Consider the following 16944-nt stretch of genomic DNA (forward strand, 5'->3'; position numbering starts at 1 on the left):
AGAGCCGAGTTTCTTCGCGTCGCTGATCCAGCGTCGAACCAGATTGGCATTGAGCCCGTTATCCAGAGCGATGGCAGAAACAGAGACCCCCGGCTGTTGGCAGGCAGCAATAATCTTAGCTTTAAATTCTGCGGAATATTGGCGACGTTTTCTGGAGGAGCGAGGTGCGCTTATGACAATCATAACAAGTGTCCACTAAAAAATAAGTGGACACTATCCAGTCAGTTGGTAGCGCGCTCAAGATGGGGTTACCGGACGCTTACGATTCAATAACCCGCTGCATCGATGATTGAACCGATCAGATATCCCCCGCTCAGGTGATACTCTCACTATGCCTACGACGCGCTCCGACAGTATTTCCCGAAGAAAACAGACTTTAGACATGTGACAGATCAGGAGGTGCAGAAGGTGGCAAATTGACTTAATCATCGACCACGAAAAAGTTTAAACGACAGAACACCAGCAGAGGTATTTTTGGGACAGAAATCGATATGGCTGGATTGGGTGAGTGTTGCGATTATTGGATGAATTCACCTCGTGAAATTTAACGTCGATATAAGCGTCCGAGTGTCAACGAGGTCCGGCGACTATAGGGAACAAACTTAATGTGATTGTTAAGCTTAGTTGTCATCGACATTTTTATATGGAAGCTTACAAAAACCTTGAGCAGGTACATCTAGAGCACTATTAAATTTGCTAGATAAGTTCTGAAAAGCTATAAGTCCAGTTAATTCCACAATGCCGTCATCATCAAAGAATATCTTTAACCGCCTAATTAATTCGTCTGTTACCTGTTGATTGGAATATGTAACAGCCTCGGTGTATTCAAGAACTACTTTTTCCTTCTCGTCATAGAGATCGCTTTCTTTCCACTTCTCTAGCTTCTCTACTTTTTCTAATGTACCTGCTCGCTTAGCAAAAGTAGCAGAATTTATATCAACGCAGAAATGGCACCAATTAATTTGGGATACTCTTACTGTAACCAATGAACGTAGCACAGGATCTAACGGTGAGTTTTTCCTGTCCAGAGCGCCATAAAGCGTGGCTACTGATACAAACAACTTTGGAACTCTTGCCCATAGCAAGGCAGGTTGAAGGACTGCCCCATATTTTCTTTTTTGATTCCAAAAGAAAGGGCGTATAAACCATGGGTATTCGTTTAATTTTTTTACAGTAACTCGCACTTTGCTTCCTTCTCCGGGTTCACAAGCCTAACGCGCCGGTTTTTAGCTGCGCAGCAGCGGAAAACCGGTCGCCGTGCAGCCGATTGTTATATCTTTTTTCAGCCCTCCTGGCGGTAGAGAATATCATTTACTTTGACCGGTTCAGGCGGCTCATGTCCCTCATATACATCAACGCGCACTATTCGTTTAGGCAATCCTTTCTTTTCTCTCCATCCAGCTGCAACCGCCAACGCCTCTGGCTCATACTCTAAATCCAATCCACACAGATAGCGCGACATGAACTGCGCGGTGAAGGGTAGAGCCTGATTGTACAGTCTAATATCCTTACTCCCACTTGCCAAAGCTGCATTGATTGGAGTGGCTAGAACACGAGCAACCGGCGCGTACTCGACCCCTCGCGCAATCATCGGGCTTCTTGGACTTGTCCAAGGAGAATAGCCCTCCTGTGTCACGAAACGAGTCGTGAACTCATAGTCATAAAGAATGTAAAAAGCTCGCGGAGCCACACGCAGGATTCGCCGTGCCTGCGGAACTTTAATCTCAGAGTAGCGGATTGATTTCAGGTCGCGACGCTTGGCTTCCAAAAAGGCGGCACCGACTATTGGCTTCTCACCTTTGCGCGCTATCTGTATCAGAAAAACAATATCGCCAAAGTAAGTTTCATATTTGCCATCTAGCTTGTAGCTCTCAAAGCTTACAGCGACGTTCTCAACACCACGTAAATATCGGCGACTAGAAAAGGTAGATCGTATTGCTGCCAGTATCGATCTTGTGATGTGGTTTTCTTCCCAGTCATAAGGATAACAGGCATCAATTGTCTCATTGATGTCTTTTTCCATTGTTGAGGTCATTTCAATCCATGTATCCATCGATACTCCCTTTGAGGGGTTTGGGACACCCACCTAAGTTTCCGCCCTAAAAAGGCTGTTTGCCATTGTCAGGTCGTGAGTGGACTTAAGTATTCGCTTCGCCTTTGCCTCAAACTTGTGTTTTAGGTGATGTTGTCTCATACCTGTTTTCGTTTACTGAGGTAATTTCAAGTTACTGATTTGCTTCTAACACTCTAATTTACTCGCCCTTCGAACATAGCCAGAAGCTGTTGACCAAGTAAAAAGTACTCCGCCAAGATACGGAAGGTCACCGAATAAAGCATACAAAAAAGCCAATAAGAGTCCTGCACTGAATAGTCGATGAGCCATGTTTTTATACCCAAACTCAGTACTAAATTTGATCTTTCCTTCCGCGGACGATTCAAGTGACAGGGCACGAAAATAGAGTAATAATTGAATGCTCAGCATGACGCCAACCGATAGGGCTAACAGGTAACCGCCTGCAAATATTTCAAAATAGATACCGCCAGCATATAGTGAAGTACCTACGATAATGCCAGCAAAAAACAACTGCCCCAATACCGTCTGAACTGCTTGTCTGATCGAGGTATCTGCAGGTATTAATTCAATTTTATCTTGGATACCAGTTTGCTTACTAATAGAGATTTGAAGGGCATAACTGATCAAAATCAGTAACACAATCATGATGATAATGATTGTGTTACTATTGTCTAAATCGAAAATCATATCTATTCCAAGTTGAATTTTATTATCCGCCGCAGCTGCAGGGTAAAAGCCGAGCTTTGACAATGAGATTTATCAGGAAAAGCGATATCAGAGAAAGGGAGCCGATCACCTTCATGCAAATTTCACGACTACCGCTCCTGAATCCATTCGTGAAAGTCTGCCAGCACGTCAGGCGACAGCTCCAGGATAGCTTCTGCCAGCTGCACCTGACCATGACGAACAGCCAGAGCGGCTGATAAAACCCGAGCGGTTAACTCATCAGCCATCTCCACCTTTGCTGCAACTTCTACCAGTTGATCGACAGATGAATGGTACTCGGATTCAATTTCTTTGGGGATATCAGGACCGTTCCCTTTTAACCTTGATATTTCAATGCATATAGGAAGTAAAAAATAATTGAAGTCAGCTTTTTCCGGATCACTTACGAGTGCTGATACGATCTGGATAACGGCAGCATATGAGGCTGAATACACATCACCCTGGTGGCATAAACGGCTCCAAAGCGAAAAAAACGGCTCATCTTCATAGTCTTCGCATTTAGGATATTCCCTAAGAGGGGCCAAAAGACCTGGAATATCCGATGCATTTCCATATGCGTGTTGCAGTGTTTCCCAATTCACCAGGAGTGACTCCTAAGCAGTCATAAGGATAAATTTTGATGATACTTTATCCACGACAAGCAGCCGGCAAAAACTCTTTTTCCACATCTGTTCGATTGCTGCCAATAGCTTGCATTCCAGTCACCGGCTCATCGTAACCGCATAACCAGGCGATAGGGCTTTTGGGGCTGCCTGTAACAACAGCAGGCCTGAATGACAGTATCTTTCCCTGAAGTGGCTTAGATGCCTTATTCCCCATCGTAACGTGGATAGCGCCAGATTCAATGACAACACCGGTGATCCGATTTCCAATTAGGAAGTTAGGCTCTGGAACACCAGCCATTTGATTATCTGACGGAAATTCAAGCTTCTCTACATAGTAGTTAGTAACATTCTCTCTTATCGTACTTGCCATGCCTAGAGCCTCGACCATCTCGCTTCTTTGTATGTAAACCTGATAAGCAGGCAGCGCAACAGAAGCTAGAATGCCAATGATTGCAACGACAACCATTAACTCAATTAAGGTAAATCCTCTAATATTTTTCATACAGTTTCTCCCAGGAAGAAAATAGGTGAATAGGCACTGATTAAGAAAAAGAGGATGCCCAAAATAATGATCAACGCCACTGACACAGAGATTATCTTCATTTCCTTTTCACAATTAGCTGTCAAAGATCTCATCTCAATTTCCAGCAGCTTCTGTAGTTCAATCGAAACATCCATATTTGATTTACGCACTGAATCCAGATGATAACTAATAGAATCCCCGCTTAGGCTTTCACCATCTTTCACGTGACGAGAGGGGAACTCTAATATTTCAATCACTCGAAAATAAGCTTGGCGAATACGGCGCAGTACCAAAAACCTTAGTACAAAACTACTCTCCCCAACAATCCTATAATTAAATAGCTTTTTTATATGCAGGCTGATAATTAATGCCCCGATCAGCATGGCTGATATGCTAAAAACTAAATATCCAAAATAGTCCTGGTAAATTACCAAATAACCAGGGACTGGATAACCAAAATTGTCAAAGACTTCCAGGAATGAAGGGGCTACTTTAATTCGATAAATTCCCACCACAATGTAAAACATGAGCGTCACATAACCCAGATAGGCAACTACCCGTTTAAACCCTATCGGCTCTTCGAAACGGCTGGAAAGGTTCAGGTTTTTATAGATTTCTAACGCTTCCCTGGCTTCACTTATGTTTTCCATGGAGCTAATCTGATCCAATAACTTTCTTTGCCAGGAGTTTTTAGCAATCTCTTCTCCGTAAAAGGCACATGATCTATCACTTTCTACTCTCGACAGACATGCGGAAATAGATTGCTGATTCTGGCACTCAACGCTAGCTTTCCTACAAATATATTCAAATCTTTCCCATGACATAGGTAGGTGCTTCCTCGATTTCGCTGTGAATATTAACGTCAATTATAAGCCGCATAGCATTGTTTCAACCTTCCTTGAGTGGCCGCTTTATATACTAAAAGAATATTTTCATTATCTGAATCATTGCAGAAATCTCAGCTTATGACGATATTAATGGGTATCACCGGGTTACCAGTTCGCTTCTCTATCACAAAGCTTATCCCAGTCGTTACGAGTCATTATTGCCATGTTCTCAGACTTGGTCCCGGTTAATATGTAGTTATCGTCCCAGGATAAAACCTCTGTAGTGTCACAGGGAGGTTGATCATTAAACTTTGGGAACTGCTCTGGACTAAACACCCAGTAACCATCGTCTAATAACTTCTTTAGCTCACGGATGTTCTCTGGAATCTTATTAAGTAGCGGTGTTTCGGCAAGCGCTTTGGCGATTTCAACAGTACTGTAGTAGTCGTCATCAAGTACCCATCCACCATCTTCCATCCATAAATAAGCATCATAGCCAACATTGGTGATCATTAGGGCTTGTTCTGACATGGACGGGCAACTTTGGTAGTACACACTATAACGAATGCTTTCTGTATCAATAATTTCTACCTGAAAAGGCACGCCACAGGGAATAAAGCTCAACATTGAATCGTAATACGCCCTAAAAAGGTTGTTTGCCATTGTCAGGTCATGACTGGATTCAAGTATTCGCTTCGCCTCTGCCTCAAACTTGTGTTTTAGGTGATGTTCCTTCATGTTTTTTAGTGCACCATTTTCGCCACTACCGTTCCTGAACTCATTCGTTAGAACCTACATAGTACACTAGGCAACAACTCGAGAATAACTTCAGACACTTTGTCCTGCTGGTCATTGATCTAATAGTTTTTTACAAGCCACGAAGCTGCTGAATATAGGCCAGCTCGTTAAGCGCAACATCATTGTCAGGCTCAATTATTAACGACTTCTGAAGAGCCTCTTCTGCTTCCTCTAGCTTATCCATTTCGATCAGAATAAATCCTATTCCGCGCAGGGCGGCGGCCTTATAAATGGATTGGCTTGAAAATCTATCGGCAAGCTTCAGAGCACCTCGGTATGTGTCATAAGCCGACGAAAGCTCATTCAGTTGGCCCAAGATATATGCTTTCTCGATTTTGGTGGCAGCGGATATCGGAGCTATGTGGTCAATCGTCTCCAGTTCAGCCAAAGCCATTTCAAAGTAGCGATTTGAAGAGTATATGTACGCCTTGATCTGAAGAGCTTCTATGTAAGACCAATCGATTCTCTGAGCGGGTTTATCATCGCGAGCTATAAACTCTTCAAACTCCACATCAGACTTAAAAGCGAATTGTCGGGCAGTATGATCAAAAATACCCTCAAACTGCGATATCACCTCATCAGCAACAGAAAAGGCTTTTGAATAGTGACCCTCATGAATAAGCTGCCATGCATTCATGACATCCTTTCGGTACTGGTTTCCTTCAGCAGGATCAGCCAAAGATTCGAAAGTCGTCGAGACTGTTTCAGTCCCTTCAAGGGCCATGGTGGAGGCTGACAATAGACAAATCACAATACAAGCCCAAACACACAACATTCTGTTTCTAATCATTATCTATACAACCAATAATCTCCATGTCAGCCTGCTGCAAGCAGGCTCGAAAATATCTAACAACGTTCCAGGGGAGCATCAATATAACACTCTCTCGAATGAAATCGTTCCACTAAGTTGTGCTCAGCAACTTCGATTCGCTCTGACAAATTTTGCTTAAGAACCGCGACCATCTGCCCTTCTGGATCAATATCGGGGTTTCTGGAGAAATATTTCAGGCTGAAATTTGTTTTTGCCGGTGTGATAGAGTTGAACTCCATCAGCATCGCGAGGAACAGCGGGTCCAAATCGCCTTCCGTATAAAACTTTTGATTTTCCTTACTTTCCTTTACCTCAATGACCAGACTTGTTTCGCCTTCAGGCAATATCAGGGCTTCCCTATACTTTTTACCTATAGTGCCGTGAGGCAAGTCGTTAGCAGATTGAATAGAAACAACCCCCGGGAACCATGCCCCATAGTTCTCCATGTTAGTCAGATAGGAAAAAATCACTTCTTTGGATTGCTCAAGTACCATCGATTTTTCTGCCAGCAGGATCATTTTAACATCCAGATTAAGCATTAAAAGACAGCTGCAGTGTAGGAGGCTCATATGAAGAATAAAATTGAATTATACTGCTGATCATATTTCCAAACTGGAAAACAAAATGTCGAAATTTTCCCAATACGAAGCCTTCGTAGCGATCGTTAAAACAGGAAGTATCAGCCTGGCCGCGGAGAGCCTTAACCGCACGCCCTCAGCGATTAGTAAGCAACTGGCTAATCTTGAGTCCAGCCTTGGTGTTCAGCTGTTTGATCGTTCCAATAAAAGAATGGTAACAACATCCCATGGTAAGCAGTTTTATCAATCAAGCGTCTTGATTCTGAAAAACATCAGAGATGCCGAAAACCAAATCCTGATGGGTCGGGTCGAGATCTCAGGTGAAATCAGAATAACGCTGTCGAATTCTCTTGTTGGGTCGCGGCTTACTGATTATTTGAATGAGTTTGCCGAACTGTATCCTCACACGCGATATGACTTACGTTTCACTGAGAACGTTGAAAGCTTTAACGCATTGGACATAGATTTTGCATTTCGTATGGGTACTGTCTCGGACAGCACACGATTGATCGCACGGGAACTGGGGGAAGTCAGGCCAATATTTTACGTAACCCCCGCGTATGTTGAGAAAAAAGGTTTGCCCAAGCGATTCTCTGACTTGAATTCGCACCGGGTTGCTTTCCCTCCCTTGGAGAATCTCTCTTCTGAAGTGAGACGATGGCTGAAAAAACACAAGTTCGACTATACCAATAAAATCCACCATCGCATGGACGACGTCAATGCAATACTGGATATGGCTTCCAGAGGAGCGTGTCTAGGGTTTCACCTTAAGGACAGCCTATCTGATCTATTGGAGAACGGCACGGTTTTGGAACTCTTTCCCAAACACAGACTGCCATCAAAAAAGTTCCATCTGGTCTACCGTAAAACGCAATATCAATCAGCTCACCTGGAAGCCTTCAAAAACTTCATCATTGATAAATATGGCGCCTGAAATGGCAATCTGCTCTTAGCGCCTCGTTATCCGATGGAAGAATAAGCCCGAACTGTCGGGAAACATCGCAGAACTCACCCCTTCACTGTGGCTCAGCCAAAGCAGATTCCACCAGCTCATTCAGCCGGTCAAACTGCTCTGAAATCGATCCTTTGATAATGCCGGCATCGCCTTCGAGGATGTAGGTGTCTCGGGGAATCCGGGTATCTGCAACAACCTCGAAATATTCAATACCGGGGAGCTTGTTGACCACTTCAGGTATGTCACTTCGAACTCTCGCTTCCATCTCGGGAGATACTCGGATCAACACGCGGTAATCGTTTCGCATTGAGCTAAGTCCTGACTGAATCAGCCGCACAATCTTGCTGCTATCGTCCAGCTCTCCGAATAGTTTTTCAATGCTGAGCTTGACCAGATTAATCAGGTCCGTTTCGGCCATCTGCATCATTTGATTGGCCCGGATCTTGGTGGTAATGAGCCGTTCAGCGCTTTCCTGTCTGGCAAGCGCGAGCCCATCTCTATAGCCTTTTTCAAGCTCTGCTTCGGCACCATACTTTGCATTGGCCAGGATATCCTCAGCCTCCTTTTGAGCTGCTTCCAGCAATGTTTCTGCCTCATGCAGAGACTGATATTCTGACGCTTTGAGGATGGCAGAGTCAGGCACAACACCTGCTGTTGGAAGGCGTTTGATTACACTGAAAAGGGTTTCCATTGAGTATCGATCTCCTGTGCAATTTTAAATAAAAGCCCGCGAGCTTTGCCCTGCACTTCAGCCACTGTGTTGGGTTCTTTAACATAGAGTTCAGCTCCTGCTTCCCAGCATCGCTGAACCGTCTGCGCCTGTTCTACAGAGAAAAAATATTGCAGCCGCTGTCTTGCAGGTTCCGGCATGTGGGATGTGACAAGGGCCATCAGGGTTAAGCCCGATGCCATGACCGGCTCCAAAATCCGATCCGTCATGCTCTCTTTTTCAGTGACCGCGGAGGTTGCTTGGTGGCTAGACGAAGAGTGACTAGATGAATAATGACTAGATGAATAATGACTAGACGAAGAGTGACTGGAAGAAGAGTGGTTAAATGAAGAGCGATTAGATAAAGAGCGGCTATCAATCCATGTTTTCGGATCCAGGTACATTTCAAGAGACCCCACCATCAATGGCGCTCGCTCCAACGCGAATCGGTAGCCAGCCTCACCGATGACATCCTTCAGCAATTTTTGTTGCTGTCTACAAATGACCTGTTTGATCCTCTGGTAGTTTAACGCCAGACCTGCCAGCCTGACCAGATGATGTACGCTCTCAACAGGTTTCAACATTAACTGCAGTACAGGGTCCGAAAATGTCTCTGTCGGCACAATTTCCAGTGGCTCCGGGTATTCCAGTAGAAACCGGTTCAATGATCTTGTTGCATCCGTATTGGAACGAATAGCCATCATTTGTTCAGGCAACAACCACTGTGACAACCAACTCGCATCAACATAACTTGCCGGCAGCCAATTGAATCGGACCACCTGAGTCAGAAGTTCGTTATGAAGTGACAAGTTGTGTTCCCCTGCTCTTCTTCATACGCAAATAGAGGAAGACGTTACCTGCCATCGCCCCGAGAAGAATCAAGATGCCAAAGGCAAGAAAACCATAAAATCGACTCACCGAATTCGCCGCCACATTGATGGAAAACAAACTTTCCATCGACTGCCCGGACTGTACCGGCGCTGCCTGTGTCGGAAACAGCGCTACCGATATGTTGTCGTAGCTGAGCCCCTCAATGCTGTTATTCACCAGCATTTTGATCTGGGGAACGAAATCATCGATATTCACAGAACTGGCATGCTTGATAAAGACTGACGCTGATGACACTTTCAGTGGGACTTTTTTATTTTCCATCTCGGGCATCACGACGTGGACTCTTGCGGTAATCACGCCATCCAACTGCGACAGTGTGGCGGCAATTTCCTGGGACAAGCCGTAGATATAGCGAGCTCGTTCCTCCAGTGGCGATGAGATCAAACCATCTTTCTTGAATAGTTCTCCGACACTGGCAAAGTCATCCCTTGGATAGCCCTGACTCTTGAGCAGACGAATCGCCCGGGAAAGCTCCTCTCCCTCCACCATCAGCGTCACAAGCTGGCCCTTCTGTCCGGTCATCTTTTCAACCTGGATGCCTTCCTCCAGCAGAATGGAAAGCATTTCGTTGCCTTCTTTCTCGGTCAATCCGGAATAGAGCTCTTCCTTACACCCCGCCAGAACGATAACGAGCAGAAGGCAAATCAAACGAACCGGTGTGGCGATATAACGTGAGGAAATTGGCATCATCTTCATGGCTACTGACTCTTAAGCAGGGCATCCAGATTCTGGGTACTCTTACTGACCGTTTTATTGATCAACTCGCCTTGCAATGTCAGCTTGGCGAGATCCAGTTGAAACGCCATCATGTCGTTGATATTCAGAGGATCAGTACTTTCCAGAGATTCCTGAACCGCCCCCACTTGGTTGTCATAACCTGATTTCACGCTCTGCAGCCCGCGAAGGATCTTATCTCCTAAAGTACCAACTGCTTGATCCGTTCCCTGAATCGGCGATACTCCACTGGCAGACTGATCATAAGATCCGGCCGGGTGACCCTGGAGGTTCTGCTGAAAATATTCGACCATTCCTGGGTCTGCCACCTGATCAGTAGCGGCGATCTTGTCGGAATTGGCAATGTTGAGACTGTACTGAATATTGACTGGGTCCATGTGTTATCTACCTTCTATTTCATACTTTATGATGTCACTCGCAAGCTCAGCAGAGGCAGCATCCTCGGCCAGGATGGCGGCTTCCAGGAGTGCTCTCGCTTCTGTCGTCCGACCTTCCTGCAACCAGACCAGGCCCTGAAAGCAGGACATCACCGGATCCTGATAATGACAACGAACAGAATCATCCGGAATGCCCGCCTGCTGCATCTGAACCAAGTCAACCAAAGCTAACCCCAGGGCTGAGGGGCGGTTGCCAGGACTTACCTGATTAACCGCCGAGAAAACTTTACGAGCCTCATCAATTTGACCTTCGAAAACCATGTTAAAGGCTTCCTGGGCCATTTTTTTGATGACAAGGCTCTGGATATCTGTCCCCATCATCTTGCTCATTGCATTTTCTGGACAATGCTGGCAATCGTGTCCTTGAGCGACTTAATCGTGGTACTTTGCAGGTTCGTGATCAGCCCCCACTCCTGAATCATCTGTTGAAACTTGATGAGATCAGTCGAGTTGTTGGGATCCATATTGTTGGAGAAGGACCTCAATTCCTCTTCTTTCAAAGTCACTTGCTGTCCCATTGCATCGTTGATTGCATCAAAATTGAACGCCATGATAGTTTCCTCCATTATTGACGTTATGAAAGCGGCGGATCACCAGATCCACCGCGGCATCCAGATCCGCCAGCAAGTAATATTCTGACGGTTGGCATCCTGTCTTCAGTCGCGCTTTCAACTGCTGCTGATATGCCTCCAGCAGCTGAAGCCACTCCTGAGGTGTTCTATCCTGAAAACTTCTGCTCATCTACGTGTTCCTCGTTGTATTTAAGAGGTAACCTTTTATGGGTTGCTCATGCCTGGTAGAGGCTAGTGCGCACCGACACGAGTTACTTCGCACCTGAACCGACTCGATATTTGATCAGTTCTTCGCCGCGCTTCAGAACGACCGCTTCTTTGCTAATCTGATTCAGAAAGTACCCGTCTCTGACATTCGCCCCCAATCCATAACGACGGCCATCCGCCAGCACCAGATAAGGGACAGCCCCCAAACTGACACTCCGTATATGGATGGAGGGCCTGGTACCGGACATCACGGCAAGATCCAGAGAACTGCCAAAGTAGTCACGGAACTTTTTCCTGATGCGGTGCCAGCCTTCGGAGGCTTCCAGTTGGATATCCGAGATGATCGATAGACGTCCGTCCTGTGCATTCACCAGAATTTCTTTGTCCATGCCTTCCTCCAGAATCCACTGTTTGAGGAGACTCAGGCGGTTTTCTGGCTTTTCCACTCTGTCCTGGATCATGGTAAGCCCTGGGATATCAGCCAATAATATGGGCTTCAGGCGAAGCCATTTATCCGTATTCTGTTCAACCCCGCTGATGATCAGTGCCCCGGGTTGGTCGCCGATGTCCACGACCAAATGGGCCAGCTCAAATTGTTTCAGGAGAGTCTCCGTGGAGCGCCTGACCTGTTCCATGACCCGAATGTCCAGTTCATAGACGATGCTGAGAGCCTGCGGTCGTTGTTTGAGATTGGCTTCATCGGCAGATGTTCGAACATACCCACTGATCAGCCAGGTCTCCGCTCCATCGCGCAGAGCTTTCTGGTTAACTGCCAGCTCCGTGAAATTCCATTCCCCTGTCACGATGCCCGCGAGTTCCAATGACGGCTCAGGAGAAACAACACCCGCGTCCAGTTGACGGCTATTGAAAACGACCCCGCACATAACAAAAAACAGGAAAATGGAGAGATTCAGGAGTACTTTCGAGCTGCCAGTCAAGGCGGCACGACGTCCATTTCTCGTCGCGGCCATGTCAGTTTCAGCGTTCTCAAATGATGCTTCTAACCGACTTGGGCTTGACGCTTCTTTCCTGGATTGTTCTGCCGTGACAATCACTGGCCATACTTCATTAGAAGGGCCAAAGCAGAACTCCAGCAGCCCCAGCGAGTAAACCTGATATGCCTCAACATTCAGGGGGGCTTCTTGTACGGGTTGTCCGTTCAGGGAAAGCGCTAACGAGTCTCCCTGACAATCCAGCTGAATACTGTCACCATTCACTACCAGCGAGAATGCTTCGTCGGGCAACAATTTATCGTGTAACACGATATCGCAAGCTTCCGACTGGCCGACCCGATAGGTACGATTCTCGAGATGCATTTCCGCACCTGCATGAGGCCCAGAGAGCAGTTTGATCATCCATTGCACACTGTTCATTGCTTTATGCTTGCCCGGTTAGTAAGTAATAACGTGATTCTGAAAGCATCTGATTGGCGAGTCCCTGTTGATCTGTAAACCCAAATGGCCTGCTTATCAGTAAGGTCCACTGTTCAACAATGCCTGGTACTATTTAACGATGCCCTGGGAGTGAGCCTGAAACCATATATCCACCGGTCTAATTCCGGCTCGGTCTAGTGGGGGGTCTCCCGCAACTCATGGCGGGAGTGAAAGACTTTTTTGCCTGATAATCCTCCATTAAAGTCTCAAGACGGCTACGGTATTCTGATTCGAGGCGACGGCGCTCTGGCTCAGAACGGTTTTTGAGCTCAGGGCTGTCTGTGCTCACGATTCTGGGGGAAATCAAAAACAGCCTGGCTCGCTTCTGAAACTGACTGCCGTCGGTTCGGAACAGCCTTCCCAGAAGCGGAATATCACCCAGTACAGGAATTTTACTGGAGGAGTTGGAATCCTGATTAAAGTAGTAGCCACCTACCAAAAGACTGCCCTTGTCATTAATCAGGGCTTCAGTACTGATCACGCTTTTGCTGATCGCGGGAATTTCGTCTACTGCCTGCCCGGTCTGCTGACCATCCTCGATATTGATGTCCAGGTGGATCTTGTTCTGCGTTTCATCTTCAACGATATGAGGCGTTACTCTGACCACTGACCCCACTGACACGGGAAAGAGATCCACCTCCCGGTCACCCACCAAGCGCACAAAAAAAGTGGTGCTGTGATCGACAACCGCTTCAATGTTATCCAGTGTCAGAATGGTCGGCTGCGACAGGACACTGGCATCTCCCTCTTCGGACAAAGCTCTGATTCGGGATAGGAAAAGATCCTGGGTATTGGTTAACAGTGTAGAAAAGTTGGCTCCGTCCCCGAGCACGACCGACAGTTCATTGGTATCACGAGGCAGGGCGCCCTGGGAAAAATCCGCGTTAGTGAAACTGCCATTACTGCCGTTGATTTGCCATTCAAAGCCCATTTCATCCAGGCGATCTGTACTCACATCAATAATCGAGACCTCAATTTCAATCTGGCTTCTGGGCTGGTCCAATGAATCTATTAGTTCCTGGTACAACGGCATCATTGACTGGCGGTCGTGCACAATGACCGCGTTCAGGCGTTCGTTTGCCACAACATAGCCCGTAGAGCCTTGCCCTCCATATTGCCCCTCTAACCTGCGGCGCGATGAGCGCACTATCTCCCTGCCCGGATTCCTCTGCCCCATATCGCCCTTTTGCCAGCCCCTGCCCTTTGAGCTTGGGTACCGTCCTGGAAGCAATCGTTGTGGTGGTTTTTTCCGGAATCTGACGTCCCAATACGGCCTGCAGAGAAGATGCCACGCCGGTTAAAGGTATTCTTTGACCATCAACCACCATCGTACGGTCATCCGCCCAGGCATGCTTGAGTTCAAACACCTTTACGATGAATTTATCGCCGCCATGGGCTTGGCGCTGTTGTCCAGATAACAGTATTTCAGCGACTTCTCCGACAAGCTGCGTATACCGGGGCGGACCTGAAACCATCACAATCCCCTCTCCGGGAATGGCTCGCAGGGTGAAACGCCAATCCAGCACTCCCAGGTCCGTCAATGTGTTAACCAACCTGCGGGATGACACATCCTGAAGATGAATTAAATCGGTCTCTACTTCACTGGTGTCATAGACGTAGAGTACCTGGCCGTCGTAATACCACAGGAGACTGTGCATTTTTGCCAATTGATCGATAAAGTCTTTTGCCAGTGCCTCTTCAAAGTTCCCGTTAACCACTCCCTGCACATCTTCACTGATCACAATGGGCGTATTGATGGCAGAGGCAAACTGCTGTAACAACTCACGAATAGGCTCATTTTCCGCATAATGGGCATAACTGAGCTTAGCCCAGGGCCACCCGCCAGCCCACGCCTGAGTGGCTGACAATAGAGCTATCGAAATGATCAATGACAGAACCAACCTCATAATCTTTCCCATGGTCTGCGAAGGCACTACAGCCTACCGGTTAATAATGATGGTTAACGACAAATAAAAATCTGAGACCAGATTAGGACTGAAGACAGACTGGGAGTATCGGCCTATCGATGTATTTGTGAATGAGCAGGTTTGTTTCCTAATACCCTGAAAATTGGACGCGATACTAATGCGAATATTTTTTCTAACAGGATGTAACTTTTTCGCTCCATGTGTCGTAAATGAAAGTGTCGTAAATGAGAGTGTCGCAATTGAGGGTGACCTAAATACAGACGCTGCATATGTGATAACAATTGGCACCACACAACAATGACACACATAGATAGGAAACCATGCACAGGATCTCCATATGAATTTAACGCAGACTTTATTGGCAACCGCCGTCATTCTTGCACTTATTGGCACCTCACTCATCAGCAGGGCCGGCACCATCAACGAGAATATAAGTCCTCTCCAAACCTTGCATAACGTGAGAAATGGTGACGCACTCGACATGCTGAAAAGTTGGTTCAGACTTCCCCCCTGCTGCAATTGCATTACTTTTGGAGTTACCTGATGATGTCGCCCAAATGACTAAACTAGGGAAATTGCCTCTGTTTTATTTTTTGTAGACAGAGGACGGTTTAAGGCTGCCATGAAAAATAGTTTCGATCCGGATGTATTGGAAAAACTGCTCGCCCGCATTGCATTGAAAGACCAAAAAGCCCTAGAGCAACTGTATAGGCTGGTTGCCCCCAAACTCAATGGAGTGGCCATGATGATTGTCCACGACAATGACCTTTCCAATGATGTGTTGCAGGAGACCTTCCTGCAGATATGGGAGAAAGCCGGTGAATATCGGCGTGATGTCAGCGAGCCAATGACCTGGATGTCTTCCCTGATCCGCTATAGATCATTGGACAAACTAAAGTCTGAAAACCGTGAACAAAAACGTCGCGAGCAGCATGAAGAGGTTCAGCGCCTGTTCCAGGACAACCTGCGTGGTTCGCCATTGAGCGACATATTAAACAGCGACAACAACGTCCGCTTGCATCGTTGCCTGCAAGCGTTGGAGGTGTTGAATCGCAATGCCATTTTAATGGCCTATTATTATGGCTATAGCCGTGAGGACATCGCTATTCATATCGAAAAACCGATTAATACGGTTAAGGTCTGGCTTAAGCGGGGTCTGGGGAGGTTAGCAAAATGCCTGGGTCACTAAGATACCAGAATCCGGAAGTTCAGGACCGGTTAGCGTCAAACTATGTGATTGGAACAATGCGTGGGAAAGCGCGCGACCGATTTGAAAAGATCATGCGTGTCAATCAGGATATTGCAAGGCGAGTTCACTTTTGGGAGGAAAAGTTTCAGCCACTACACAAAGGTACGGTCGAAGTCGCCCCCAAGCGTTCCACCTGGACTAGGATCGTCAATAGGATCAATGGTGCTTCAGATCAAATCGTTGTGAAACTCCTAAGCCAGCTGAGATTCTATCGATTTCTATCAGCGGCGGCGATTTCCGTAGCCTTAGTTGTGGGAATACTATCCTTCACCAACTTTTCCACGATAGAGACAGAAGCCGCCCCGAGCATCAACTATGTTGCGGTCATGGAAAACAATCAGGAAGATGCCGTCATGGTTGTCACTCTGAAAAAGACCGATAGATTATTATCCCTCGACATTCTGAAGAAGCCACAGGTGCCTCAGAGTTCTACACTCCAGCTATGGGCGGTGTCGCGGGAGGACGGTAGCATCAGGAGTCTGGGAGTGGTTGAACTTAAAGGTCATACCGAGAGAAACCTCAGTAAAGCCGAATGGGGTTTAATACAATCAGCAGAGCATTTGATTGTGTCCGTGGAAAAGACCGGCGGCTCTATCACTGGCACTCCTAGCACACTGCTGGTGGCCAAAGGGCTCTGTGTCAAAGTGGAAGATTGGCAAAGCCGCTCAGGTTGAAGTCTTCACCTTAAGCCACACGTCCAATTCACGCCATGTTTCCTCTGCCAGATGCTTCCGCCTATAGGCATCATCACTTTGCTGATGCCTTAGTCTCTCCCCTCTACCTTGAGCTAGGGAGAGTCTGAATAACCCCAAGGTTCTGAGGTAATTCAAACTCTCGACGATATATGGCCGAATATTCAGAGTGTTTTTCCGGCCATTTTGGATCT

The 16944-nt window shown here is 46.7% G+C and carries 24 protein-coding genes and 1 pseudogene; 4 read left to right on the forward strand and 21 right to left on the reverse strand.

Annotated features, from left to right (window positions below; translation table 11 throughout):
- Positions 1-183, reverse strand: a 183-nt coding sequence (locus F566_RS0101990; protein ID WP_020405105.1) for a transposase, incomplete at its 3' end; no start/stop codon positions are given.
- 162 nt (positions 184-345) lie between these two features.
- On the opposite strand from F566_RS0101990, the pseudogene F566_RS38110 reads away from it, so the two are divergent.
- Positions 346-528 (forward strand): annotated as a pseudogene (locus tag F566_RS38110) (IS30 family transposase); the annotation flags it as partial.
- Between the two features lie 92 nt (positions 529-620).
- On the opposite strand, the gene F566_RS0101995 reads toward F566_RS38110, so the two are convergent.
- From F566_RS0101995 to F566_RS35120, 9 genes are all read right to left on the reverse strand, one after another.
- Positions 621-1184, reverse strand: a complete 564-nt coding sequence (locus F566_RS0101995) for a carboxymuconolactone decarboxylase family protein (RefSeq protein WP_020405305.1) — start codon at positions 1182-1184, stop codon at positions 621-623.
- 98 nt (positions 1185-1282) lie between these two features.
- A complete protein-coding gene (locus tag F566_RS0102000) occupies positions 1283-2053 on the reverse strand; it encodes a hypothetical protein (protein WP_020405306.1) in 771 nt (256 codons plus the stop codon).
- Positions 2054-2239: 186 nt separating this feature from the next.
- On the reverse strand, positions 2240-2824 hold the full coding sequence (locus F566_RS0102005; RefSeq protein ID WP_157496566.1) for a hypothetical protein: 585 nt from the start codon (positions 2822-2824) through the stop codon (positions 2240-2242).
- 65 nt (positions 2825-2889) lie between these two features.
- Positions 2890-3381, reverse strand: a complete 492-nt coding sequence (locus F566_RS0102010; protein WP_020405308.1) for a hypothetical protein — start codon at positions 3379-3381, stop codon at positions 2890-2892.
- A gap of 46 nt (positions 3382-3427) precedes the next feature.
- Positions 3428-3907, reverse strand: a complete 480-nt coding sequence (locus F566_RS0102015; protein WP_020405309.1) for a pilin — start codon at positions 3905-3907, stop codon at positions 3428-3430.
- Complete coding sequence (locus F566_RS0102020; RefSeq protein WP_020405310.1) at positions 3904-4752, reverse strand: hypothetical protein; 849 nt, start codon at positions 4750-4752, stop codon at positions 3904-3906. The genes F566_RS0102015 and F566_RS0102020 overlap by 4 nt, the downstream gene beginning before the upstream one ends.
- 168 nt (positions 4753-4920) lie before the next feature.
- Complete coding sequence (locus tag F566_RS31625; protein WP_020405311.1) at positions 4921-5493, reverse strand: hypothetical protein; 573 nt, start codon at positions 5491-5493, stop codon at positions 4921-4923.
- Positions 5494-5623: 130 nt separating this feature from the next.
- Positions 5624-6328: a tetratricopeptide repeat protein gene (locus F566_RS0102030; RefSeq protein ID WP_020405312.1), complete on the reverse strand. Its 705-nt coding sequence runs from the start codon at positions 6326-6328 to the stop codon at positions 5624-5626.
- Between the two features lie 71 nt (positions 6329-6399).
- On the reverse strand, positions 6400-6882 hold the full coding sequence (locus F566_RS35120) for an SRPBCC family protein (protein WP_020405313.1): 483 nt from the start codon (positions 6880-6882) through the stop codon (positions 6400-6402).
- Between the two features lie 106 nt (positions 6883-6988).
- On the opposite strand from F566_RS35120, the gene F566_RS0102040 reads away from it, so the two are divergent.
- The gene (locus F566_RS0102040) at positions 6989-7876 is read left to right on the forward strand and encodes a LysR family transcriptional regulator (protein ID WP_157496568.1); all 888 of its coding nucleotides are present in this window, start codon (positions 6989-6991) and stop codon (positions 7874-7876) included.
- 82 nt (positions 7877-7958) lie between these two features.
- Here the strand turns inward: F566_RS0102040 and sctL are convergent, their stop codons facing one another.
- From sctL to F566_RS36695, 10 genes are all read right to left on the reverse strand, one after another.
- Positions 7959-8588, reverse strand: coding sequence for a type III secretion system stator protein SctL (sctL, locus tag F566_RS0102045; RefSeq protein ID WP_020405315.1), 630 nt, complete (start codon positions 8586-8588; stop codon positions 7959-7961).
- Positions 8567-9415 carry a SctK family type III secretion system sorting platform protein gene (locus F566_RS0102050; RefSeq protein ID WP_020405316.1) on the reverse strand — a complete coding sequence of 283 codons (849 nt, stop codon included), beginning with the start codon at positions 9413-9415 and terminating at the stop codon, positions 8567-8569. Before F566_RS0102050 ends, sctL begins: the two co-directional genes overlap by 22 nt.
- Positions 9402-10193: a type III secretion system inner membrane ring lipoprotein SctJ gene (gene sctJ / locus F566_RS0102055; protein ID WP_020405317.1), complete on the reverse strand. Its 792-nt coding sequence runs from the start codon at positions 10191-10193 to the stop codon at positions 9402-9404. The genes F566_RS0102050 and sctJ overlap by 14 nt, the downstream gene beginning before the upstream one ends.
- 2 nt (positions 10194-10195) lie before the next feature.
- Entirely contained in the window at positions 10196-10609 is a 414-nt protein-coding gene (gene sctI / locus F566_RS0102060; protein ID WP_020405318.1) for a type III secretion system inner rod subunit SctI, read from the reverse strand.
- Between the two features lie 3 nt (positions 10610-10612).
- Positions 10613-10999 carry a hypothetical protein gene (locus F566_RS0102065; RefSeq protein WP_020405319.1) on the reverse strand — a complete coding sequence of 129 codons (387 nt, stop codon included), beginning with the start codon at positions 10997-10999 and terminating at the stop codon, positions 10613-10615.
- Positions 10996-11220 (reverse strand): EscF/YscF/HrpA family type III secretion system needle major subunit, encoded by a 225-nt coding sequence (locus F566_RS0102070; protein WP_020405320.1) that lies wholly within the window; start codon positions 11218-11220, stop codon positions 10996-10998. The genes F566_RS0102065 and F566_RS0102070 overlap by 4 nt, the downstream gene beginning before the upstream one ends.
- A complete protein-coding gene (locus tag F566_RS0102075; protein ID WP_020405321.1) occupies positions 11204-11410 on the reverse strand; it encodes a hypothetical protein in 207 nt (68 codons plus the stop codon). Before F566_RS0102075 ends, F566_RS0102070 begins: the two co-directional genes overlap by 17 nt.
- An 82-nt stretch (positions 11411-11492) precedes the next feature.
- Positions 11493-12821 (reverse strand): type III secretion system inner membrane ring subunit SctD, encoded by a 1329-nt coding sequence (gene sctD / locus F566_RS0102080; protein ID WP_020405322.1) that lies wholly within the window; start codon positions 12819-12821, stop codon positions 11493-11495.
- A gap of 178 nt (positions 12822-12999) precedes the next feature.
- Positions 13000-13965, reverse strand: a complete 966-nt coding sequence (gene sctC, locus F566_RS31635; RefSeq protein ID WP_157496570.1) for a type III secretion system outer membrane ring subunit SctC — start codon at positions 13963-13965, stop codon at positions 13000-13002.
- Entirely contained in the window at positions 13859-14788 is a 930-nt protein-coding gene (locus F566_RS36695; RefSeq protein WP_026179688.1) for a secretin N-terminal domain-containing protein, read from the reverse strand. Before F566_RS36695 ends, sctC begins: the two co-directional genes overlap by 107 nt.
- Before the next feature lie 643 nt (positions 14789-15431).
- On the opposite strand from F566_RS36695, the gene F566_RS0102095 reads away from it, so the two are divergent.
- Both F566_RS0102095 and F566_RS0102100 read left to right on the forward strand, forming a co-directional pair.
- Positions 15432-15998, forward strand: coding sequence for an RNA polymerase sigma factor (locus tag F566_RS0102095; RefSeq protein ID WP_020405324.1), 567 nt, complete (start codon positions 15432-15434; stop codon positions 15996-15998).
- Complete coding sequence (locus F566_RS0102100; RefSeq protein WP_020405325.1) at positions 15983-16732, forward strand: anti-sigma factor; 750 nt, start codon at positions 15983-15985, stop codon at positions 16730-16732. The genes F566_RS0102095 and F566_RS0102100 overlap by 16 nt, the downstream gene beginning before the upstream one ends.
- Here F566_RS0102100 and F566_RS37240 read toward each other — a convergent pair.
- On the reverse strand, positions 16724-16944 hold a 221-nt coding region (locus tag F566_RS37240; protein WP_026179689.1), incomplete at its 5' end, for a hypothetical protein. The two genes, F566_RS0102100 and F566_RS37240, sit on opposite strands and share 9 nt — an antisense overlap.

The organism is Hahella ganghwensis DSM 17046 (genome assembly GCF_000376785.1).
GTDB classification, from domain to species: Bacteria; Pseudomonadota; Gammaproteobacteria; order Pseudomonadales; family Oleiphilaceae; genus Hahella; species Hahella ganghwensis.

Coding starts and splice junctions, on each gene's coding strand:
- F566_RS0102000 (WP_020405306.1), bottom strand. CDS start 2,053: ATGGATACATGGATTGAAATGACCTCAACAATGGAAAAAGACATCAAT.
- F566_RS0102015 (WP_020405309.1), bottom strand. CDS start 3,907: ATGAAAAATATTAGAGGATTTACCTTAATTGAGTTAATGGTTGTCGTT.
- F566_RS0102020 (WP_020405310.1), bottom strand. CDS start 4,752: ATGTCATGGGAAAGATTTGAATATATTTGTAGGAAAGCTAGCGTTGAG.
- F566_RS31625 (WP_020405311.1), bottom strand. CDS start 5,493: ATGAAGGAACATCACCTAAAACACAAGTTTGAGGCAGAGGCGAAGCGA.
- F566_RS0102030 (WP_020405312.1), bottom strand. CDS start 6,328: ATGTTGTGTGTTTGGGCTTGTATTGTGATTTGTCTATTGTCAGCCTCC.
- F566_RS35120 (WP_020405313.1), bottom strand. CDS start 6,882: ATGATCCTGCTGGCAGAAAAATCGATGGTACTTGAGCAATCCAAAGAA.
- F566_RS0102040 (WP_157496568.1), top strand. CDS start 6,989: ATGTCGAAATTTTCCCAATACGAAGCCTTCGTAGCGATCGTTAAAACA.
- sctL (WP_020405315.1), bottom strand. CDS start 8,588: ATGGAAACCCTTTTCAGTGTAATCAAACGCCTTCCAACAGCAGGTGTT.
- sctJ (WP_020405317.1), bottom strand. CDS start 10,193: ATGAAGATGATGCCAATTTCCTCACGTTATATCGCCACACCGGTTCGT.
- sctI (WP_020405318.1), bottom strand. CDS start 10,609: ATGGACCCAGTCAATATTCAGTACAGTCTCAACATTGCCAATTCCGAC.
- F566_RS0102065 (WP_020405319.1), bottom strand. CDS start 10,999: ATGAGCAAGATGATGGGGACAGATATCCAGAGCCTTGTCATCAAAAAA.
- F566_RS0102070 (WP_020405320.1), bottom strand. CDS start 11,220: ATGGCGTTCAATTTTGATGCAATCAACGATGCAATGGGACAGCAAGTG.
- F566_RS0102075 (WP_020405321.1), bottom strand. CDS start 11,410: ATGAGCAGAAGTTTTCAGGATAGAACACCTCAGGAGTGGCTTCAGCTG.
- sctD (WP_020405322.1), bottom strand. CDS start 12,821: ATGAACAGTGTGCAATGGATGATCAAACTGCTCTCTGGGCCTCATGCA.
- F566_RS36695 (WP_026179688.1), bottom strand. CDS start 14,788: ATGAGGTTGGTTCTGTCATTGATCATTTCGATAGCTCTATTGTCAGCC.
- F566_RS0102095 (WP_020405324.1), top strand. CDS start 15,432: ATGAAAAATAGTTTCGATCCGGATGTATTGGAAAAACTGCTCGCCCGC.
- F566_RS0102100 (WP_020405325.1), top strand. CDS start 15,983: ATGCCTGGGTCACTAAGATACCAGAATCCGGAAGTTCAGGACCGGTTA.